17 protein-coding genes are annotated in these 19,561 nt (G+C 65.1%); 10 read left to right on the top strand and 7 right to left on the bottom strand.

All coding sequences use genetic code 11. The features are described from left to right. Positions 1-190 precede the first annotated feature (190 nt). Both NKJ04_RS07400 and NKJ04_RS07395 read left to right on the top strand, forming a co-directional pair. The gene (locus NKJ04_RS07400; protein WP_352674144.1) at positions 191-4,309 is read left to right on the top strand and encodes a Pls/PosA family non-ribosomal peptide synthetase; all 4,119 of its coding nucleotides are present in this window, start codon (positions 191-193) and stop codon (positions 4,307-4,309) included. Further along, on the top strand, positions 4,306-5,433 hold the full coding sequence (locus NKJ04_RS07395; protein WP_352674143.1) for a GNAT family N-acetyltransferase: 1,128 nt from the start codon (positions 4,306-4,308) through the stop codon (positions 5,431-5,433). The genes NKJ04_RS07400 and NKJ04_RS07395 overlap by 4 nt, the downstream gene beginning before the upstream one ends. Positions 5,434-5,442: 9 nt before the next feature. Here NKJ04_RS07395 and NKJ04_RS07390 read toward each other — a convergent pair whose 3' ends face one another. Next, complete coding sequence (locus NKJ04_RS07390) at positions 5,443-6,537, bottom strand: KamA family radical SAM protein (protein WP_352674142.1); 1,095 nt, start codon at positions 6,535-6,537, stop codon at positions 5,443-5,445. 369 nt (positions 6,538-6,906) lie between these two features. Here NKJ04_RS07390 and NKJ04_RS07385 point away from each other — a divergent pair, with 369 nt between their 5' ends. Continuing rightward, on the top strand, positions 6,907-8,562 hold the full coding sequence (locus NKJ04_RS07385; protein WP_352674141.1) for an acyl-CoA synthetase: 1,656 nt from the start codon (positions 6,907-6,909) through the stop codon (positions 8,560-8,562). A gap of 58 nt (positions 8,563-8,620) precedes the next feature. On the opposite strand, the gene NKJ04_RS07380 is transcribed toward NKJ04_RS07385, so the two are convergent. Next, positions 8,621-9,511, bottom strand: coding sequence for an NmrA family NAD(P)-binding protein (locus NKJ04_RS07380; protein WP_352674140.1), 891 nt, complete (start codon positions 9,509-9,511; stop codon positions 8,621-8,623). Beyond that, positions 9,508-9,690, bottom strand: coding sequence for a DUF1127 domain-containing protein (locus NKJ04_RS07375; RefSeq protein ID WP_352674138.1), 183 nt, complete (start codon positions 9,688-9,690; stop codon positions 9,508-9,510). Before NKJ04_RS07375 ends, NKJ04_RS07380 begins: the two co-directional genes overlap by 4 nt. A gap of 62 nt (positions 9,691-9,752) precedes the next feature. Here NKJ04_RS07375 and NKJ04_RS07370 point away from each other — a divergent pair, with 62 nt between their 5' ends. Both NKJ04_RS07370 and gcvA read left to right on the top strand, forming a co-directional pair. Continuing rightward, positions 9,753-9,887: a hypothetical protein gene (locus NKJ04_RS07370; protein ID WP_352674136.1), complete on the top strand. Its 135-nt coding sequence runs from the start codon at positions 9,753-9,755 to the stop codon at positions 9,885-9,887. A gap of 20 nt (positions 9,888-9,907) precedes the next feature. After that, positions 9,908-10,819: a transcriptional regulator GcvA gene (gene gcvA, locus NKJ04_RS07365; protein WP_352674134.1), complete on the top strand. Its 912-nt coding sequence runs from the start codon at positions 9,908-9,910 to the stop codon at positions 10,817-10,819. Between the two features lie 269 nt (positions 10,820-11,088). Here the strand turns inward: gcvA and NKJ04_RS07360 are convergent, their stop codons facing one another. Next, complete coding sequence (locus tag NKJ04_RS07360; RefSeq protein WP_127269408.1) at positions 11,089-11,301, bottom strand: tautomerase family protein; 213 nt, start codon at positions 11,299-11,301, stop codon at positions 11,089-11,091. A gap of 67 nt (positions 11,302-11,368) precedes the next feature. Next, positions 11,369-12,127, bottom strand: coding sequence for an SDR family oxidoreductase (locus tag NKJ04_RS07355; RefSeq protein ID WP_352674132.1), 759 nt, complete (start codon positions 12,125-12,127; stop codon positions 11,369-11,371). 100 nt (positions 12,128-12,227) lie between these two features. Between NKJ04_RS07355 and NKJ04_RS07350 the strand changes: the two genes are divergently transcribed. Beyond that, a complete protein-coding gene (locus NKJ04_RS07350) occupies positions 12,228-13,121 on the top strand; it encodes a LysR family transcriptional regulator (protein WP_352441830.1) in 894 nt (297 codons plus the stop codon). Positions 13,122-13,144: 23 nt separating this feature from the next. Here the strand turns inward: NKJ04_RS07350 and NKJ04_RS07345 are convergent, their stop codons facing one another. Both NKJ04_RS07345 and NKJ04_RS07340 read right to left on the bottom strand, forming a co-directional pair. Then, the gene (locus NKJ04_RS07345; RefSeq protein ID WP_352674130.1) at positions 13,145-14,377 is read right to left on the bottom strand and encodes a flavin-dependent oxidoreductase; all 1,233 of its coding nucleotides are present in this window, start codon (positions 14,375-14,377) and stop codon (positions 13,145-13,147) included. Positions 14,378-14,452: 75 nt separating this feature from the next. Next, positions 14,453-14,629, bottom strand: a complete 177-nt coding sequence (locus tag NKJ04_RS07340) for a hypothetical protein (RefSeq protein ID WP_352674128.1) — start codon at positions 14,627-14,629, stop codon at positions 14,453-14,455. An 84-nt stretch (positions 14,630-14,713) separates the two neighbouring features. Here NKJ04_RS07340 and NKJ04_RS07335 point away from each other — a divergent pair, with 84 nt between their 5' ends. The 4 genes from NKJ04_RS07335 (at position 14,714) to NKJ04_RS07320 (ending at position 19,523) form a co-directional block, all read left to right on the top strand. Continuing rightward, positions 14,714-15,739: a GlxA family transcriptional regulator gene (locus NKJ04_RS07335; protein WP_352674127.1), complete on the top strand. Its 1,026-nt coding sequence runs from the start codon at positions 14,714-14,716 to the stop codon at positions 15,737-15,739. A gap of 184 nt (positions 15,740-15,923) precedes the next feature. Continuing rightward, positions 15,924-16,784, top strand: a complete 861-nt coding sequence (locus tag NKJ04_RS07330) for an FAD binding domain-containing protein (protein ID WP_023813349.1) — start codon at positions 15,924-15,926, stop codon at positions 16,782-16,784. Next, the gene (locus NKJ04_RS07325) at positions 16,784-17,260 is read left to right on the top strand and encodes a (2Fe-2S)-binding protein (RefSeq protein ID WP_352674126.1); all 477 of its coding nucleotides are present in this window, start codon (positions 16,784-16,786) and stop codon (positions 17,258-17,260) included. The genes NKJ04_RS07330 and NKJ04_RS07325 overlap by 1 nt, the downstream gene beginning before the upstream one ends. A 1-nt stretch (position 17,261) precedes the next feature. After that, positions 17,262-19,523 (top strand): xanthine dehydrogenase family protein molybdopterin-binding subunit, encoded by a 2,262-nt coding sequence (locus NKJ04_RS07320; RefSeq protein ID WP_352674125.1) that lies wholly within the window; start codon positions 17,262-17,264, stop codon positions 19,521-19,523. The last annotated feature ends 38 nt before the right edge of the window (positions 19,524-19,561 follow it).

Here is a 19,561-nt window from a genome sequence, read left to right as displayed (position 1 = left end):
ACGCGCCGTCGCTGCCCCCGGGCGGGCCCGGCAAGAGCCGCCAAGGGAGGCTCAAAGGAGCGCCCAGACACAGTTCAGAAACAATATTCAACAGTTCGGAAAAACTGCCGAAAAAATCGGATGGCATAAGCATCCCACAACAACTGGAAAAATGGCCATGCCGGGCGATGCCCGGCCTGGACGGGAAAGTATGGAAATGGATCACGGTGTCGACATCGCCGAACTGGACGCCGAACGATCGGGGCTGGAAAGCGGCCTGGCAGGTGTCGATGCGCTGGTAAAAACGGCCCCCGCGACAGCCAGGCGCGGGCAAATCCTGACGGGCGCCGACTTTGCCCGGCACGGCCTCCCCGTCGAGCGGCTCGACACCGTCTTCGAACAGCTCGCCGAAATGTTTGCAGCGCTGCCGGCGGTGATCTCCGACGGGCGTGTCTGGACCTATCGTGAACTGGACAGCCGGGCCAACCAGTTCGCCCGCCTGCTGGTCAAGCGCGGCGTGCGACCGGGCCACCGCGTCGGGCTTCTCCTCGACCGCTCGGCGGAGACCTATGTCGCGCTGCTCGCGGTGATGAAGGCAGGTGCTGCCTTCGTGCCGCTGGCCACCGCTTTTCCCGAGGAGCGGATGGCGCTCATCATCGAAGACGCCGGCGTCAGCCTGATCGTCACCATCGCCGCCTATGCGTCGCGCGCCGGTCAGCTGCCGGTTCCGCATCTGCTGATCGACAGCGCGGCCGCCGAGATCTCCAAGCAATCCGACGCGCCGCTGAAGCCGAATGCGAAGACTTCGGACGACACCTGCTACATCCTCTACACCTCGGGCACCACAGGCAAGCCCAAGGGCGTGGTCATCAAGCACCAGAGTTTCGTCAATTTCATCCGCGTCGCCGCCGCCTCCTACGGCTACCGGCCGGGCGATCGCGTCTACCAGGGCATGACCATCGCCTTCGACTTTTCCTCCGAAGAGATCTGGGTGCCGTTCGTCGCCGGCGCTACGGTGGTGCCGGCACCGGGCCAGATGCCGCTGGTGGGCGAGGAACTGGCCGATTTCCTGCGGCTCCATGACATCACCTGCATCGCCTGCAGCCCGACGCTGCTGTCGTCGATGACGTCAGATGTGCCCAGCCTGCGCACGCTGCTGGTCGGCGGCGAGGCCTGCCCGCACAATCTGGTGGTGCGCTGGTCGAAGCCGGGGCGGCAGATCCTGAACACCTATGGGCCGACCGAGGCGACCGTCACCGCTACAATGGGCGCGCTGACGCCGGACAGTCCCGTCACCATCGGCGCGCCGCTGCCGACCTACTCCATCGTCATCCTCGACGCTTCGCTGCCGCAGCTCGCCGAGCCGGGCGAACTGGGCGAGATCGGCATTGCCGGCATCGGGCTCGCGGTCGGCTATCTCAACAGGCCGGACCTGACCGAACAGAAATTCATCGCCGATTTCGTCGGCCTGCCGAACAACCCGTCGAAGCGCATCTACCGGACGGGCGACCTTGGCCGCATCAACGACCAAAGCGAGATCGAGTATGCCGGCCGCATCGACACCCAGGTGAAGATCCGCGGCTACCGCATCGAGCTCGGCGAGATCGAGGCGGTGCTGCTCGACCAGCCCGAAATCGCCCAGGCCGCCGTCACCACTTGGGAGATCGAGCCCGGTCGCGTCGAACTCGTCGCCTATTACGCTGCGAAGGCCGGCCAACCGGAGATCTCGCGCGCTGACCTCGCCAGGACGATGAAGCGGCGCCTGCCCGACTACATGGTGCCCTCCTATCTGGAGGAACTGCCGGCCATCCCGATGACGGTTTCCAACAAGGTGGATTTGCGCCAGCTGCCGAAACCGACAAGTGTGCGGCTTTCGGGCGATCGCGCCATGGTCGCGCCCGGCAATGACGACGAGCGTTTCCTGGCCGACGCACTGGCCGCCGTATTGAAATTCGAAGACGTGTCCGTCGAGGACAATTTCTTCGACGATCTCGGCGCCAACTCGCTGCTGATGGCGCATTTCTGCGCCCGCGTGCGCACCAGGAAGGAATGGGCGACGGCGTCGATGCGCGACATCTATCTCCACCCGACCGTGGCGCGGCTCGCGCTTCACCTGGGCGTGGCGGACGAGATGGCGACGGCCACCAACGAGCCCGTCCTCACCCGCCGGGCCTCGAATTTCGCCTACTGGACCTGCGGCGCCGCACAGCTGCTGTTCTACGCGCTCTACAGCTATGGCGCCCTGTGGGCGGTCAATGACGGCCTCAACTGGATGTATGACGCGCTCGACGATCCGCTGCAGCTGTACATCAGGTGCGTGGCGCTTTCGGCCGCCGTGTTCTTCGGCATGTCGGGCTTTGCCGTCATCGCCAAATGGGTGCTCGTCGGCCGCTGGAAGGCGGAGGCGTTTCCCATCTGGGGCGTGCGTTACTTCCGCTTCTGGGTGGTCAAGACATTGATCCGCACCGCGCCCGTCGTGCTGTTCCGCGGCAGCCCGCTCTACAGCATCTATCTGCAGCTTCTCGGCACCAAGCTTGGCAAGAACGCCGTCATCGAATCGAAATCCGTGCCCGTCTGCACGGATCTCATTTCGATCGGCGCCAACACTATCCTGCGCAAGGAATCGATGATTCTCGGCTTCCGGGCGCAGTCCGGCTATATCCACACCGGGCCGCTGACCATCGGCCGCGACGCCTTTGTCGGTGTCGGCTCGACGCTCGACATCGACACCAGGATCGGCGACGGCGCCCAGCTCGGCCATTCGTCCTCGTTGCACCGCGGCCAAAGCATCCCCGACGGCGAACGATGGCATGGCTCGCCGGCCGTGCCGACCTCGGCCGACTATTGCAAGGTGCGCAATGTCGATCCGTCCAACATCCGGCGCTTCCTGTTCGAAGCGGTTCAGCTGATCGGGCTGTTTGCCATCGTCACTCCCTTGCCGCTCTTGTTCCACAGCTATTGGGAAAACGTCGGCGACGACTACCAGGAGACCATCGGCGTCGTCGCGATCGGCACCACGGTCACGCTGTTCGGCTACATGGCCGCATCCTTCCTGGCGGCGACGCTGGTCCCGCGCCTGGTCAGCCTGCTGTTGAAGCCAGGCCGCACCTACACGCTCTACGGCTTCCGCTACTGGCTGCAGACCGTCGCCGAATTCTCGAGCAACTCCCGCGTCCTGGGCCTCCTGTTCGGCGACAGCTCGGCCATCGTGCACTATATCAGCGCCATCGGCTGGAACCTCAACAAGGTGGTGCAGACCGGTTCCAACTTCGGCTCGAACCAGCAGCACGAAAACCCGCTTCTGTGCGAGATCGGCACCGAGACCATGGTCTCGGACGGGCTGTTCATGATCAACATGCACAAATCCGCCTCCGCCTTCCGGCTCGAGCCGACGCGCATCGGCGAACGCAACTATCTCGGCAACAACATCTACTATCCGCCGGACGGGCGCACGGGCGACAACGTCCTGCTCGGCACCAAGGTGATGATCCCCATCGACGGGCCGCTGCGCGAGAATGTCGGGCTCTTGGGCTCGCCTGCCTTTGAAATCCCACGCATGGTGAACCGCGACAAGGAACTCATTGCCGGTGTCGACGAGGACGACCGGCGCCGGCGCATCCCGCACAAGAACCGCCACAATCTGGTGACGATCCTGCTGTTCGTGGCAACGCAATGGGTCATGCTGTTCGCCACGCTGGCGATCTGGGACCGGGCGCTGAACTACTACACCGAATGGGCTGAAGTCGCGCTGTTCGTCGCCGTGCTCCTGACCTCGGCGATCACCATTCCGTTCTACATCTTCGTGGAACGGGCAAGCCTTGGTTTCGGCCGGCTAAAGCCGCAGATGACGACGATCTACGACGTCGCGTTCTGGCGCCAAGAGCGCCACTGGAAGCTGGCGGATTCGCCGATCGTGCGGCTGTTCGCCGGCACGCCGTTCCGGCCGATGATCCTGCGCCTGCTCGGCGTCAAGGTCGGCAAACGGGTCTATGACGGCGGCAGCAATCTGACCGAACGCTCGCTGGTGGAGATCGGCGACGACGCCACCCTCAACGAGGGCTGCGTCATCCAGGCCCATTCGCTGGAAGAAGGCGCGTTCAAGTCCGACTTCATCCGCATCGGCAAGGGCTGCACGCTCGGACCTTCAGCCTTTGTCCATTACGGCGTGGTGATGGGCGAAGGCTCGGTGGTCGATGTCGACTCCTTCGTCATGAAGGGCGAAGAGCTGGAGCCCAACTCCATATGGCGGGGCAACCCGGCCAAGCTGCACCGCTTCGTCGAGCCGATCACCGACGATGGCTCCAAGGTATCGGCCTGGGCCTCGGCTTGACGAAGGGCATCGGCTTGAACACCGGAGATATCCGTCTCGTTGCCGTGACCGAGGCCAACCGGGCCCTGGTCACGGCCTTGGAACTGGCGCCGGAGCAGAGGGATTTCGTCGCCGGCAATGCGGACTCGCTGGAAGAAGCCGGGACTGACGAAGACGCCCGGCCACGGGTCGTCATGGCCGGGGATCGTGTCGTCGGTTTCCTGATGTACGAGGCTCCTCCGGATGACGACGAGGCACGCATCTACCGCTTCATGATCGACCGCGCCGCTCAGGGCAAAGGCTACGGCAAGGCCGCGCTGCGTAAGGTGCTGGACGAAATCCAGGGGCTCAGCCACATCAGCCACGTCTCGATCTGCTACGAACCGGAGAACGATGCGGCGCGAAATCTCTATCGCAGCGCCGGTTTCGTCGAAGAAGGGCTCGACGAGGACGGAGAAATGATAGCCGATCTCGCTTTGCCGGCCCCGGACGCACGAGTCGTGATGCGGCTGCTCGAGGAAATCGCCTTGGCCGAAGCGATCGCCGCCATCGCACCATCGGGAGTCCGGATCGGATGCCGGATGATCCGCGACGGCGACGACGCCCATCTGCTGCCTGGGGAAGCGCATTCCATCCCCGCGCGTCAGCCTGGCATGCGGCGCGCCAGCGGCGCGGCCCGGTGGATCGCGCACGGACTGCTGGCGGAGCTTGGCGTTGGCGACGTCGCCATCCTGCGCTCGCCAACCGGCGCGCCGGTCTGGCCTGACGGAATAACCGGTTCGCTCGCGCACGACGACGACATGGCCGTGGCGGCGGTTGCCCCGATTGGCGATATCGCCTCGCTCGGCATCGACGTCGAGCCCGCGCAGCCTCTCCCGGATGACATTTTGGCGCTCGTGACAACGCCCGCGGACCGCACGGACGCAGCCGACCGGCATCTTGCCGGCCGCATCCTCTTTGCCGCCAAGGAAGCCGTCTACAAGGCCGTCTATCCGCTCGATCGCAAGGTGCTGGGCTATGAGGACATCACCATCGACCTGAACGCAGGCTGCGCGACGACGAAGACGGGCCGCAAGGCCAGCCTCGCCTACTGCGTTGCCCCGCGCGTGGTGGTGCTGGCATTTGTCGAGAAAAACGCACGGTAGCGCGCAGCCCTATTGGCCAACGACCTCCGTATACGCCCTCACCTCGCCATCGAGCCCGCGCAGCCGCCAGTTCTCGCCGTCCCGTCCCTCGACATGGCAAGGCCCGATCGGCACCTTGCCGCCCCCTTCCGGCAGGTCGAGCACATAGACGGGGTTGCAGATGCCCGACAGCCGCGCGCGCAGCGCTTCAGTCAGCGCCTGTCCCTGCGCAATCGTCGTGCGCCGGTGCGCCATGCCGCGCGCGAGGTCGCCATGGTGCAGGTAGTAGGGTTTGACGCCGAGGCGGTACATCAGCTCGCGGCAGAGTTCTTCCAGCGCCTCGATGCTGTCGTTGACGCCCTTGAGCAGAACGCTCTGGTTCAGCAGCACGAAGCCGGCTTGCCGAAGCGTGCGGCAGGCCACCTCGGTTGCGTCGGTGATCTCGCGCGCGTGGTTGAAATGGGTGACGACAGTGACCATCAGCCGGCCCTGCAGCGCCGCGACGAGCCCTGATGTAATGCGCGACGGCAGCACCACCGGCACGCGCGTATGGATGCGCAGCAGCCGCACATGCGCAATGGCTTCGATGCGCGCGAAGATTTCAGCCAGTACCTTGTCGGGCAAGGAGAGCGGATCGCCACCGGTCAGGATCACCTCGCGGATTTCGGGGTGGTCGGCGATATAGGCCAGCGCCGGCTCCAGCGCCTCACGCGTATAGCCCCGGCCGATCGAGGTTAGCGATTCCTTGCGGAAGCAGAACCGGCAATAGACCGCGCATTGATAGGTCGGAAACAACAGCACCCGGTCGGCATGGCGATGCGTGAGCCTGGGCACCGGGCTGAAGTCATGGTCGGCGATCGGATCGTCGAGCTCGCCTTCCACCTCCTCCAGTTCGCCCGGTGATGGGATGACCTGCGCCCGGATCGGATCGGCGGGGTCATTCCAGTCGATCAGGTCGAGATAGGCTTTGGGCGCACGCACCTTGTGGTTCGCGGCCGCCGCTTGCGCCGCCGCGCGCTCAGCTGGCGACAACGGCAGGGGCGCCAGATCGCGCACGTGGCGCACGCCGGCGCGAATTTCGGCCTGCCAGGCGGTGTCGGGGTGGAATTTGGTGTCTGTGGTCATCGGAGTTTCTCGGGCGGGTATATTTGGGCCGGACCTATCCGCTGGATGACTGATTAGGTCAACCACGCAGATTGTCAGCGCTGTGATCCTTCACACCCCCTCTGTCCTGCCGGACATCTCCCCCGCAAGGGGGGAGATTGGATGTCGTTATCGCTTTCGCCAACCGTCGACGTCGCAAGACAAGCGCCGCGATTGAGGCGCCGATCTCCCCCCTTGCGGGGGAGATGCCCGGCAGGGCAGAGGGGGGTGTTCAAGCGCCAACCTTCCCACCCACCAACTTTCGCCGCATCGACCACAACCACAATTTCGGGCAAGCTGACACGTGACGGCGCCGCATGGGGAGATGCGGCGCAGCCAGGGAGGACTGCCATGACCAACACACCGGCGCTGTCGCGCTATGTCGATGCCATTGCACGCTTTCGCATCGACGATGAGATCGCAAGACTTCACGGCGATCCCGCGACGGGCATCAACGCCTGCATCGAATGCTGCGATCGCCATACCGGCCAGAACCGGCTGGCGCTGCGCTCCATCTCCGCCGGTGGCGAGCTGCGGGAGTTCAGCTTCGACGATCTCAAGGAGATGTCGGCGCGCGTCGGCAACATGCTGAAAGCGGCCGGCGTCGGCTCCGGCGACATCGTCGCCGGCATGCTGCCGCGCATTCCCGAACTGGTGGCGCTCATCCTCGGCACCTGGCGCATCGGCGCGGTCTACCAGCCGCTGTTCACCGCCTTTGGTCCCAAGGCCATCGACCACCGGCTGAAGACCAGCGGCGCGAAGCTCGTCGTCACCAACATTGCCAATCGCGGCAAACTCGACCAGGTGGAGGATTGCCCTCGGGTTGCAACCATCCTTGCCCCAGGCGAAGCCCTGCCGGCCGGCGACATCGATTTCCGCGCCGACTTCGCCGCCGCCTCGCCCGAGTGCCAGCCGGTGATGCGCAAGGGCGACGATTTGTTCATGATGATGTCGACCTCGGGCACGACAGGTTTCCCCAAGGGCGTTCCGGTGCCGCTCAGCGCGCTGCTGGCCTTCGGCGCCTATATGCGGGATGCCATCGGGCTGCGGCCCGCCGACGTCTTCTGGAACATCGCCGATCCCGGCTGGGCCTACGGCCTCTATTACGCCATAACAGGCCCGCTGCTGCTTGGCATCGCCACGACCTTCAACGAGGGCGCCTTCACCGCCAGGAGCACCTACGACATCATCGAGCGCCTCGGCGTCACCAGCCTTGCCGGCTCGCCCACCGCCTTCCGCCTGCTGCTGGCCGAAGGACCCGAGGCCGCCGACCGCGTCAAGGGCCGCCTGCGTGTGGTGAGCAGCGCCGGCGAGCCGCTCAACCCGGAGGTGATCCGCTGGTTCGACGCTCATCTCGCCGCCCCCATCCACGACCATTACGGCCAGACCGAGAACGGCATGATGGTCAACAACCATCATGGCCTGTCGCACCCGGTGCGCCACGGCTCGGCCGGCTTCGCCATGCCGGGCTACCGCATCGTCGTGCTCGACGAGGCCAGCCACGAACTTGGCCCCAACCAGCCCGGCATTCTCGCCATCGACATCGCCAATTCGCCGCTGCGCTGGTTCGGCGGCTATCACCAGGCGGAAACGCCGGCCATAGCGGGCGGCTATTACCGCACCGGCGACACGGTCGAGTTCGAGCCCGACGGCTCGATCTCCTTCATCGGCCGCGCCGACGACGTCATCACCTCGGCCGGCTACCGCATCGGCCCGTTCGACGTCGAAAGCGCGCTGATCGAACATCCGGCGGTCAACGAGGCAGCCGTCGTCGGTGTGCCCGACCCGCAGCGCACCGAAATCGTCAAGGCCTTCGTCGTTCTGGCGCCCGCCTTTCGAGGCAGCGAGGCGCTGGCCGAGGAACTGGCGCAGCATGTCCGCAAGCGCCTCTCGGCCCACGCCTATCCGCGCGAAGTCGAGTTCGTCAGCGAGTTGCCGAAGACGCCGAGCGGCAAGATTCAGCGGTTCCTGCTGAGGAAGGCCGAGGTGGAGAAGCGGAAGGGGTGACGCTGCCGATCTCCCCACTTGTGGGGGTGACCGCAGTTGCACCGCCGCGCTTCTGCTCCTACCGCCCAGCGGTGCCCGCCATCGCCACAAAGGCGCTCTCGATGGTCTCGAACGTCAGCTCCGGATAGAGCGCGCCGGCTTCCGGCGTGGCCGTCTCGAGCGCGGTCTCGCCGCGTATCCAGAACGCCCGCAGCAGTCCGAGCCAGGGGGCTGATGCGATCATCGCCTCAAGCTCCGCCGCACTCTGGGGCACGATGCGCGGCGAGCGGCCGCTCACCCGGCGCCACAGATCGATCATTTCATTCTGGGTGATCTCGTTCTGGGCGATGCGGATCTCGCTGTGGATGGCGCTGGGATCGTTCAACGCGCGCAAGGTGACGGCGGCGATGTCCTTCTCGCTGACAAACGTCGCCGGCACATTGCCGTCGCCATAAAGTGTCACCTCTTCGGGAGGCAAGGGCGACGAGCCGAAGCGCATCAGGTCGCCCAGCGTCGTCACCCAGGTCGAGAAGAAGCCGTTGGTGTAAATCACCGTATAGGGCAGATCCGCTTGCCTGATCGCGTCGAACACGGCTCGCTTGAGGTCGAGCGGCGGAATCGAGCCCGGTGCAGCGGCGGCAAAGTCGAGGCCGAAGCCGGCGGAAGGTACATAGCGGGAGATGCCGGCATCCCTGAGCGCCCGCACCAACGTCATCTCGCTGGCCGAATCCACATGCACCGAGCTGATGACGCGATCCACCGCACCGGCGGCGCGGACACGGCTGCCATAGTCGTCGAGATCGCCGACATGGATTTTGGCGCCGAGCTCCTTCAGCGAACGCAGCCGTTCTTCATTACCGGCTGTTGTCGGACGAACCAGAACGTGCAGGCGATCGCCATTGCCTGCGCTGGCCTTCGCCATCTCGCCACCCAGCAGCCCCGTCGCGCCGATGATCAGGGTGCTGGTCATATCGCCCTCCCATTGCGCAGGATGGAACCGTCCCAGTCACGCTCGAAGCCGATGTCGTGCAAGCGTTGGTTCGAGAAGCGTGAAACTCGGCGCAGCATGCGGCGGCGCTCGACGACTGCAGCGGTTCTGAGTGCAAGACCGCTCATCGCGGCGCCGATGGATTCGAAGGTCGGGTTCATTGTTCGTCTCCTGTATTTTACGCGGGGCGCAAGCGTGCCGAGGCCGTCCGCGGAGGACGAGCATGACGATTGCTCACACTGTTCTGGTCGTTCAGCGCAGCGGTGAGATGGAAAACCCGATCTGGATGCGCTGCTACGTCAGTAGATTGGACATTTCCGGGCTGGACGACAAACGACTCTTTGTGCAGGATTTGTGAGCAACGCTCACAGGTGGACCATGCCGCGCAGACTGCCGCCGCTCACTGCCCTGCCCGCCTTCGAGACCGCCGCCAGGCATCTGAGTTTCTCCAAGGCTGCGGGCGAACTCAACGTCACCCATGGTGCGGTCAGCCGCGCCATCCGCAACATTGAGGACAGGCTGGGCATCCAGCTTTTCGATCGGGGCACGAGGTCCGTGCGCCTGACTCCTGTCGGCGCTGCCTATGCATCGGAAGTCAGGACGGCGCTGGACCAGATCGCCGCCGCCACCATCGCCGCCACGCCCGACCGCACGACAGGCATCCTGAATGTCAGCGCTTCGGACGGTTTTGCCGGCCGCTGGCTGGTGCCGAGGCTGCATCGCTTCCATCGCGCCAACGGCGATATCGACGTGCGGCTGTCGACCTCGGGCGTGCTTTCCGATTTCGTCAGCGACGGCATCGACATTGCCATCCGCTACGGCAAGGGCGGCTATGTCGGGGTGACTGCGGAATTTCTTGCCGATGAAGAGGTCTTCCCGGTCTGCAGCCCGGAACTGCTGCAAGGCGAACATCCGTTGCGCTTGCCGGCGGATCTCAGGCATCACAAATTGATCCATGATGCCTTTCGCATCGACTGGGCGACATGGCTGCAACATGCCGGCGTGGCAGATGTCGATCCGAAGCGCGGCGTGCGCTTCGATTCCGCCACCTTCGCCGTCGAGGCCGCGGTGCATGGCGAAGGCGTGTTGCTGGGCCGAAGCGCGCTGGTCTCGGCCGACCTCGCCGCCGGGCGGCTGGTTCGTCCCTTCGACCGCGCGCTGAAATCCGCCTCGCGCTACTACGTCGTCTACCGCGACGGCGCGCTGCGTCAGAAGAAGATCAGGGCGTTCCGCGACTGGCTGTTTGCCGAAATGGCGGCTGACTGGATTGGTGCGACGAAGGGCGATTGAGGTAGAAGACCTGCGCTTGCAACCCACGCAGCGCCGCGCAGACCCCCACCCCACTGCTTCGCATCGACCCTCCCCACAAGGGGGAGGGTCAGGAAGACGCCCTGCCCGCCTGCCGAACAGCACCTTTTTTGGAAATGCGGAAAAGCTGGGCTCCCTACCTCCCCCTTGTGGGGAGGTCGGACCGGAGGTCCGGGTGGGGGTTCTGGCGCAAACTTTACTAGACTGGGGTTCCTCGCCTCACGAAGTCGGGAGAGGAGGTCGGCCCGGCACTACTCCTTTGCGCGAAAAACTTCCGGCACGACGAACACTTCGTCGGCCCGGCCATAGCCGCCGTCGGCGACCTCCTCCACCAGCACCATCGTGAAGGGGCGCACACCCTCGCCGAAAAAGTCGACGAACATGGCTGTCGTTCGATGGATGAGGTCTTCCTTCTGCGCCCTGGAGAGGGCCGCTTGCGGTAACTTGATGTTGGCGAATGGCATGATGTTTCCTTAATTTTTTCGAGTGCGGGATTCAGGCAGTCGGGAGAGCCAAGCCGGCATGGTTGCCTCAGACCACGCCGCCATTGGCTCGTATGATTTGTCCGTTGACCCAGAAGCTGTCCGGACCGGCCAGGAACGAGACCAGCCCGGCAATGTCGTCGGGCTGGCCAAGCCGGCCGAGCGGGACCATCTTGCCGATGGCCTCGATCTGCGCCTCGCTCTTGCCGTCCGTGAACAGCGCGGTTTCTATCGGTCCGGGCGCCACCGCGTTGACGGTGACACGGCGCGAGCCGAGCTCCTTGGCCAGGATGTGGGTCATCGCCTCGACACCCGCTTTTGTGGCGGCGTAGACGCCATAGCCCGGCTGGTAGAGACCAACGACGCTGCTGGAAAAATTGACGATGCGGCCGCCGTCGCGAAGCCGGCGCGCGCCTTCCCGCATGCCGCGGAACACGCCGCCGAGATTGATCGCGATCTGCGTGTCGAACGAAGCATCGTCGGTCTGCGCCATCGGCGAAATCTTCATGACGCCGGCATTGTTGACGAGGATGTCGATGCCGCCGAACGCCTTCTCGCCGGCGTCGAACAGCGCTGCGATCCCATTCGGATCGGCGATATCGGCCTGAACGGCGATCGCCTTGCCGCCGCCGGCTTTGATGCTGCGCACAAGCTCTTCAGCCTCCGCGCGGCCCCGTGCATAATTGAGGACGACAGCGACGCCCTCGCGGGCGAGCCGCTGTGCGATGGCGGCGCCGATGCCTTTGGAGGCGCCGGTCACGATCGCGGTTCTGGTTTGGCCACCCGTATCTGTTTGATTGGATGTCATGGAAGTCTCTCCGTGTTGGTGACACGGATATAGGCCGGCCCGCTTTCCGGATAATCAGCCACCAATTGACATCACTATTCGGAAACTGCGAACAAAGGCCATGGATCGACTGGACACGATGCGGCTCTTCGTTCGCGTTCTGGAGCGGCGCAGCTTCACCGCTGCCGCGGCCGATCTCGGCCTGCCGCGTTCAACGGCGACGGAAGCCATCCGGCGACTGGAAGAGCATCTCGGCGCACGGCTTCTGGAACGAACGACGCGGCAGGTGAACGCCACCCAGGACGGCGAAGCCTACTATCGGCGCTGCCTGTCGATCCTAGCAGAAATCGAGGATGCCGAAGCCGCCTTCCGCAATGCGGAGCCCTTCGGGCTGCTGCGCATCGACGCCAGCACCCTGCTCACCCGCACATTCCTGTTGCCGCGCCTGCCGGAGTTCCTCGACCGCTATGCCAGAATCGACCTGCAGATCGGCCAGAGCGACCGGCTGGTCGATCTCGTGCGTGAAGGCGTCGACTGTGTCATCCGCGTCGGCGAGCTACCCGACAGCGGCATGATCATGCGGCGGCTGGCTGTCATCCGCGAGATCACCTGCGCCAGCCCTGGCTATCTCGAACGCCACGGCACGCCCGCCTCCCCCGATGCGCTCGACGGTCACCAGGCGGTGGGCTTTGTTTCGTCGCGCACTGGCGAGACCCTTCCGTTCGAATTCACCGTCGCCGGCAATATCCGTGAGGTGCGGCTGCCCGGCCGCGTCGCCGCCAACAATTCCGACACCGCCGCCGACCTGGCGCGGCTTGGCCTCGGCCTCATCCAGGCGCCGCGCTATCGCTTCGAAAAGGATCTGGCGGATGGGACACTCGTCGAGGTGCTGGCCGACTATCCGCCCTCGCCAACGCCGCTGTCGGCGCTCTACCCGCAGAACCGTCAGCTCTCGCCACGCCTGCGCGTCTTCCTCGACTGGGCCTCGCGCATCTTCGCCGAGGCCGATCTCTAGGGCGCAAAAACGCCCGCTCCCGGTCAATTCGGTTTTGCAAACCCGGCCAGGGACGCATAGCCGCGTACCACGCTCTTGCGTTCTTCGCGCGAAGCGACGGCGTCGATGTCATCAAAGCCATGCGGCGCCCGGGCCTCGACCAAGTCTATGACCGCTTCCGGCCCGCCTTGCCGATTGGCCAGCACGATGGCCGATGTGGCCGGCCGCCGCTCCCCATCATATCGCGTTAGCGCGGCTTCGACGGTTGGTCCCGCGGCCAGATGCATCGCGAGGCAGCCGGCGTCGAGTATTGCCTGGCTGGCTCCGTTCGACCCGACCGGATACATGGGATGCGCCGCATCGCCGAGCAGCGTCACCCGCCCGAACGACCATCGCGGCAGCGGGTCGCGGTCGCAGTTCGGATATTCGTAGAAGCCATCCGTTGCCTGGATGATCGAGGCAGGGTCGACAAAATCAAGCTGAAACCGGTCGCGCACGAAGGGCAGCACATCGTCGATCACGCCCGGGCGGCTCCAGTCGCCGGGACGCAGCGGTGATGTGCCGCTATCACCGGTATTGGCCATCACCGCCCAGTTCGTCAGCCTGGTCTCCGGCTCTTCGCGATCCGGTTCGATCGGATAATACACGAACTTGGCGAAATTGCCGCCGGCAACCGCCATGGTGCGCCCGTCGCGCCAGACCGGCCAGGGCGTGGCGCCGCGCCACAGCATCGTGCCGTTCCAGATCGGCGGCCCTTCTTCGGGATAGAGCACGGCCCTGACGGCGGAATGGATCCCGTCAGCGCCTATGAGCAGGTCGCCATGCGCCTCGCCTCGCGAACCGTCATGCCGGCGGAAATGCGCCACGACCCCGCCTTCGCTCTGCTCGAAGGCATCGACAAGGCTTGCCGTATTGATGATGTCGCCGCCAAGCCTGCTCACCACGGCCCTGTGGATCAGCCCCAGCAGTCTGCCGCGATGAATGCTGATTTGCGGAACCTCATAGCCGGCATCGATGCCGCGCAATTCCTGCCATACGATCTGGCCGAAGCGGTTGGTGTAGACAAGCTCGCGTGTCCTCACCCCCTCCGCGTCGAGCGCCGACATCAGCCCAAGCCCGGCCAACTCCTTGACAGCGTGCGGGAGCATGTTGATGCCGACGCCAAGTTCGCGGATGTCGTCGGCCCGCTCGAACAGTTCGACCTCGATGCCTGCCTCATGCAGGAACAGAGCAGTGGTGAGGCCGCCGATGCCGGCCCCGGCGATCAATGCTTTCATCAGTCACTCCCTTGCTGTGAAAGATCGATGCTCGCAGGACGGCCACACACCCGCCGTCGCTTCAGCACGGCATCGTCACGGCGATGCGCCCGACCCGGGATATTCGAGTTGCATGGCGACGAAGTCGGCCGTGCGGGCACCGTGGCTGGCGCTAGCAAGCGCCCTGTGGGCCAGTTGGCGTAGCAATCCGTGCTCCGCCACGACAAGGCCGGCGGCACCGGCACTGCTCCACAACGCAAGTCGCCAGCTCATGAGGTCCGATCTCCAGATGGCTTGACGACGAGGGTATCGGCGTTACGTTTCGTCCGAAATGACATAAATCGGGCGAATACTGCCATGCGCAGGCAAGTTGCCGTCGTCGTTCACCCCGGTTTCCAGCTTCTGGATGCGGCCGGGCCGACTACAGTCTTCGAGATTGCGGAGCGCTGCCGCCCGGACAACTATGAGCTGGTTTTGCTGGCGCCCGGCGGCGGCGACGTTGAAAGCTCTTCGGGTCTGAAGCTCCTCACCAGGCCTCTGCGCGACGGCCCTTTCGACACCGTTATCGTATCGGGCGGCGAAATCATCCGCTCCATGGAGGCGATGGACGAGATCGTCGCCTGGTTGAGGCGCGCCTCGGCGCGGCGCATCAGCAGCGTCTGCACGGGCGCGTACCTGCTGGCAAAGGCGGGATTGCTCGACGGCCGCCGCGCGACCACGCACTGGGCCAGCAGCGACGACTTCCACCGCCGCTACCCGAAGGTCAGGCTGGATGCCGAGCGTATTTTCATCAGGGATGGCGACATCTGGACGTCGGCCGGCATCTCGGCCGGAATAGACCTGGCGCTCGCCCTCGTCGAAGATGACCTTGGCGCTGAGGTGGCGCGCCGCACCGCGCAGCAGATCGTCGTGCACCAGCGCCGGCCGGGCGGCCAGTCGCAATTCTCGGCCTTCGTCGAGCTGGGCGGGCGAACCGGGCGCTTTGCCGCGCTGATCGAATGGGTGCGGGCAAACCTGGCCGAACCGCTGACCGTCGAATGCCTGGCCGATCACGCGGCCATGAGTCCCCGCAACTTCGCCCGCGCCTTCACCGCCGAGACCGGCGTCACGCCGGCAAAAGCCGTAGAGCGCATGCGCCTTGAGACGGCCCGAACGGCGATCGAGACCAGCCATCTCCCGCTTGAGCGCATCGCCGAAACCGCCGGTTTTGGCGATCCCGGCCGCATGCGGCGCGCCTTCCTGCGTACCCTTGGCCAGCCGCCGCAGGCGTTTCGGGCGGCTGCCGAACACAGGGGCTTCAGCCGGGGCGGCCAGGCAGCGGCTCTGCCCGGCCTAAAGGCCGTTCCGGTCCAAAGGCGGACAAAAGCGAATGAGCGCACTTGATCCACAACCGAAGTTTCACGAAAATCGTCTCAAAGCCGGTTGCTGCCATTCAGCGCGCCACCTTCCGTCTGTTGGACTGGATATTGCGGCGCCTGGCCTAATCGCCGCAGATGCGGAACCGGATGGCCATTATGAGGAGACTGTTTATAACGGTCGCTGAAATCGCGATGACCAAGGGGAGACGATGCGCTACATACGTCCGCTTTCAATAGAAGATGCCGTTGGCCAGTTGGCCGGGTCGGCTGGTACGGCCGCCATCCTTGCGGGAGGCAGCGACCTCCTGGTCAGAATGAAGGGCGGCTTTGCCGAACCAGAGCTGATCGTCGACATCAAGGCGATCGACGGCTTGAGCGAGATCCGGGAAACGGCTGAAGGCTTCAGCATCGGCGCGGCGGTTCCCTGCGCCGTCCTGGGGGAGAACACCGCGCTCAGGAAGGCATGGCCCGGTGTCGTCGAGGCGGCCAAGCTGATCGGATCGAAGCAGGTGCAGGGACGCTGCACCATCGTGGGCAATCTCTGCAACGCATCGCCGGCCGCCGACAGCGTGCCGGCGCTGGTTGCCGCCGGCGCCAAGGCGGTGGTCGTCGGGCCGGCGGGCCGGCGCACGATCCCCGTGCAGAGCGTGCCGACCGCGCCGGGCAAGACGTCACTCGCCAAAGGCGAGATCATCGAGGCGATCCTGCTCGACAGCCAAGCGCCGCGCTCGGGCGATGCCTATCTGCGTTTCATTCCACGCACCGAAATGGACATCGCGGTGGTCAGCGCCGGCGTGAACCTGACGCTTGATGAGCACGGTGTGGTCAAATCGGCCCGCGTGGCGCTGGGCGCCGTGGCGGCGACGGTGCTTCTGGTCGAAGAGGCGGCGGAGGTGCTCATCGGCTCCAAGCTGGACGAAGCGACGCTGGAGCGGCTCGCCAAGGTCTGCGCGGGGGCCTGTCGGCCCATCGACGACAAGCGCGGCACCATCGAATTCAGAAGAAAAGTTGCGGGCGTGCTGGCCAAGCGGGCAGCAACGACCGCCTATGCACGTGCAGGAGGCAAATGATGGCTGGTGTAGCAGTATCAACCACAATCAACGGCGACACCGTCGAGTTCCTGTGCCAGCCCGACGACACGCTGCTGGATGTCTTGCGTGATCGCCTGGGGCTGACGGGTGCCAAGGAAGGCTGCGGCACCGGCGACTGCGGCGCCTGCAGCATCATCCTCGACGACCGGCTGGTGTGCTCGTGCCTGGTGCTCGGCGCGGAGACTGAAGGACGGCGCGTCGAGACCATCGAGGGCATGGCGCATGGCGACAGGCTGCATCCGCTGCAGCAGAAGTTCCTTGAGCATGCAGCGCTGCAATGCGGCATCTGCACGCCGGGCTTCCTGATCGCGGCCAAGGACCTTTTGGCCAAGAACCCCGACCCGACCGAGGAGGAAATCCGCTTCGGCCTTGCCGGGAACCTCTGCCGCTGCACCGGCTACGACAAGATCGTGCGCGCCGTCCAGGACGCGGCCATCGTGATGAAGGGAGCCTGAGATGAATTTCGATCCACGTTTTTCCGGACGTAAATTCACCTCCGTCGGCACGCGTCCGATCCGTCCCGACGGCATCGACAAGGTGACGGGCCGCGCGCGCTATGGCGCCGACTTCAACATGGCCGGCCAGCTGATCGGGCGTGTTCTCAGAAGCCCGCACGCCCACGCCAGGATCGTCAAGATCGACATTTCGAAGGCGGAAAAGCTCGCTGGCGTCAAGGCGGTGATCACCGCGGCCGACCTGCCCGATCTCACCGATGGCGATGCCGCCATGTACGACGTCCTCGACAATTGCATGGCGCGCACGAAGGCGCTCTATGACGGCCACGCGGTGGCCGCGGTCGCCGCGATCGACGCCCGCACCGCCAGGCAGGCGCTGAAGCTCATCGAGATTGAATACGAGCTTTTGCCGCACGTCACCGATGTCGACGAGGCGGCGAAGCACACGGCGCCCTTGATCAACGACGCCATCTTCACCGAGGGTCTTGAGGAAAAGCCGGTCAAACCCTCCAACGTCACCAAGCGCAGCCAGTTTGGCCATGGCGACGTCCATCAGGGTTTCGGGCATGCCGACTTCATCGTCGAGCGCTCCTTCAAGACCGAGCAGACGCATCAGGGCTATATCGAGCCGCATGCCTGCGTGGCCAATTTCAGTTCAGACGGCACCGCCGACCTCTGGGTCTGCACGCAGGGCCATTTCGTCTACCGCCAGCACTGCGCCCAACTGCTTGGCATGGAAGCCTCGAAACTGCGCGTCACCTCTTCGGAGATCGGCGGCGGTTTTGGCGGCAAGACCCATGTCTGGGCCGAGCCGGTGGCGCTGGCGCTGTCGCGCAAGGCCGGACGGCCGGTGAAGCTGGTGATGACCCGCGACGAGGTGTTCCGCGCCTCGGGCCCGACCAGCGCCACCTCGATCGACGTGAAGATCGGCGCCCGCAAGGACGGCACGATCACCGCCGCCGAAGCGACGCTGCGCTACAGCTGTGGCCCGTATGCCGGCTCCTGGGCCGAGATCGGCGCCATGACCGCGTTCGCCTGCTACAAGCTCGATAACGTCAAGACGGTCGGCTACGAAGTGCTGGTCAACCGGCCGAAGACCGCGGCCTATCGCGCGCCCTCCGCACCCATGGCGGCGTTCGCGGTGGAAAGTGCTGTCGACGAGCTGGCCAAGAAGATCGGCATGGATCCGGTCGACTTCCGCATCAAAAACGCCGCGCAGGAAGGCACACGGTCCTCCTACGGCCCGGTCTACGGACCGATCGGCATCGGCCCGACGCTCGAGGCGGTGAAGAGCCATCCGCACATGAAGGCGCCGCTGGGCCCGAACCAGGGCCGTGGCATGGCTTGCGGTTTCTGGTTCAATTTCGGCGGCCAGACCTGCACCGACCTCAACATCGGCATGGACGGTTCTGTCTCGCTTGCCGTCGGCACGGTCGACGTGGGTGGTTCGCGCGCGTCGCTATCGCTGGTGGCGGCGGAGGAACTCGGCATCGACTATTCCCAGGTCAAGGCGATCGTCGCCGACACCTCCAGCCTCGGCTACAACGACATGACGGACGGCAGCCGTGGCACCTTCTCGTCCTCCATGGCGACGATCTCGGCGGCCCGCAATGCGATCAAGATCCTGCGCGAGCGCGCCGCGCAGATGTGGGACATTGCCGTCGACGACGTGGTCTGGGAAAAGGGCCACGCGATCGCCAAGGGCGAGAAGCACGGCAATCTCGGCAAGCTGTCGCTGAAGGAGATCGCGGTCGAATCGGGCAAGACCGGCGGACCGATCGCCGGCCACAGCGAGCTCGTCGCCGATGGCGCGGGCGTCTCCTTCGCCACCCATATCTGCGATATCGAGGTCGATCCCGAGACCGGCGCCACAAGGGTCCTGCGCTACACGGTCGTGCAGGATGCCGGCAAGGCGGTGCACCCGACCTATGTCGAGGGACAGTACCAGGGCGGTGCCGCGCAAGGCATCGGCTGGGCGCTCAACGAGGAGTATATCTACGGCAAGGACGGCCGGCTGCAGAACGCGGGCTTCCTCGACTACCGCATCCCGGTCTGCTCCGACCTGCCTATGATCGACACGCAGATCTTGGAGATTCCCAACCCCAACCACCCCTACGGGGTGCGCGGTGTCGGCGAGACGTCGATCGTGCCGCCGCTGGCGGCGATCGCCAACGCGGTGTCGAACGCCGCGGGCGTGCGCATGACGCATATCCCGATGTCGCCGCCGCGCATCCTGGCGGCGATCGAGGCGGCTAGAGCATGATGCCGAAAAGTGCGAAGCGGTTTTCGGATAACATCATG

Source organism: Mesorhizobium sp. M0618 (genome assembly GCF_040320765.1).
Classification (GTDB): Bacteria; Pseudomonadota; Alphaproteobacteria; order Rhizobiales; family Rhizobiaceae; genus Mesorhizobium.
Note: the sequence above shows the minus strand (reverse complement) of the source record. Positions and strands in the feature narration are given on the sequence as shown.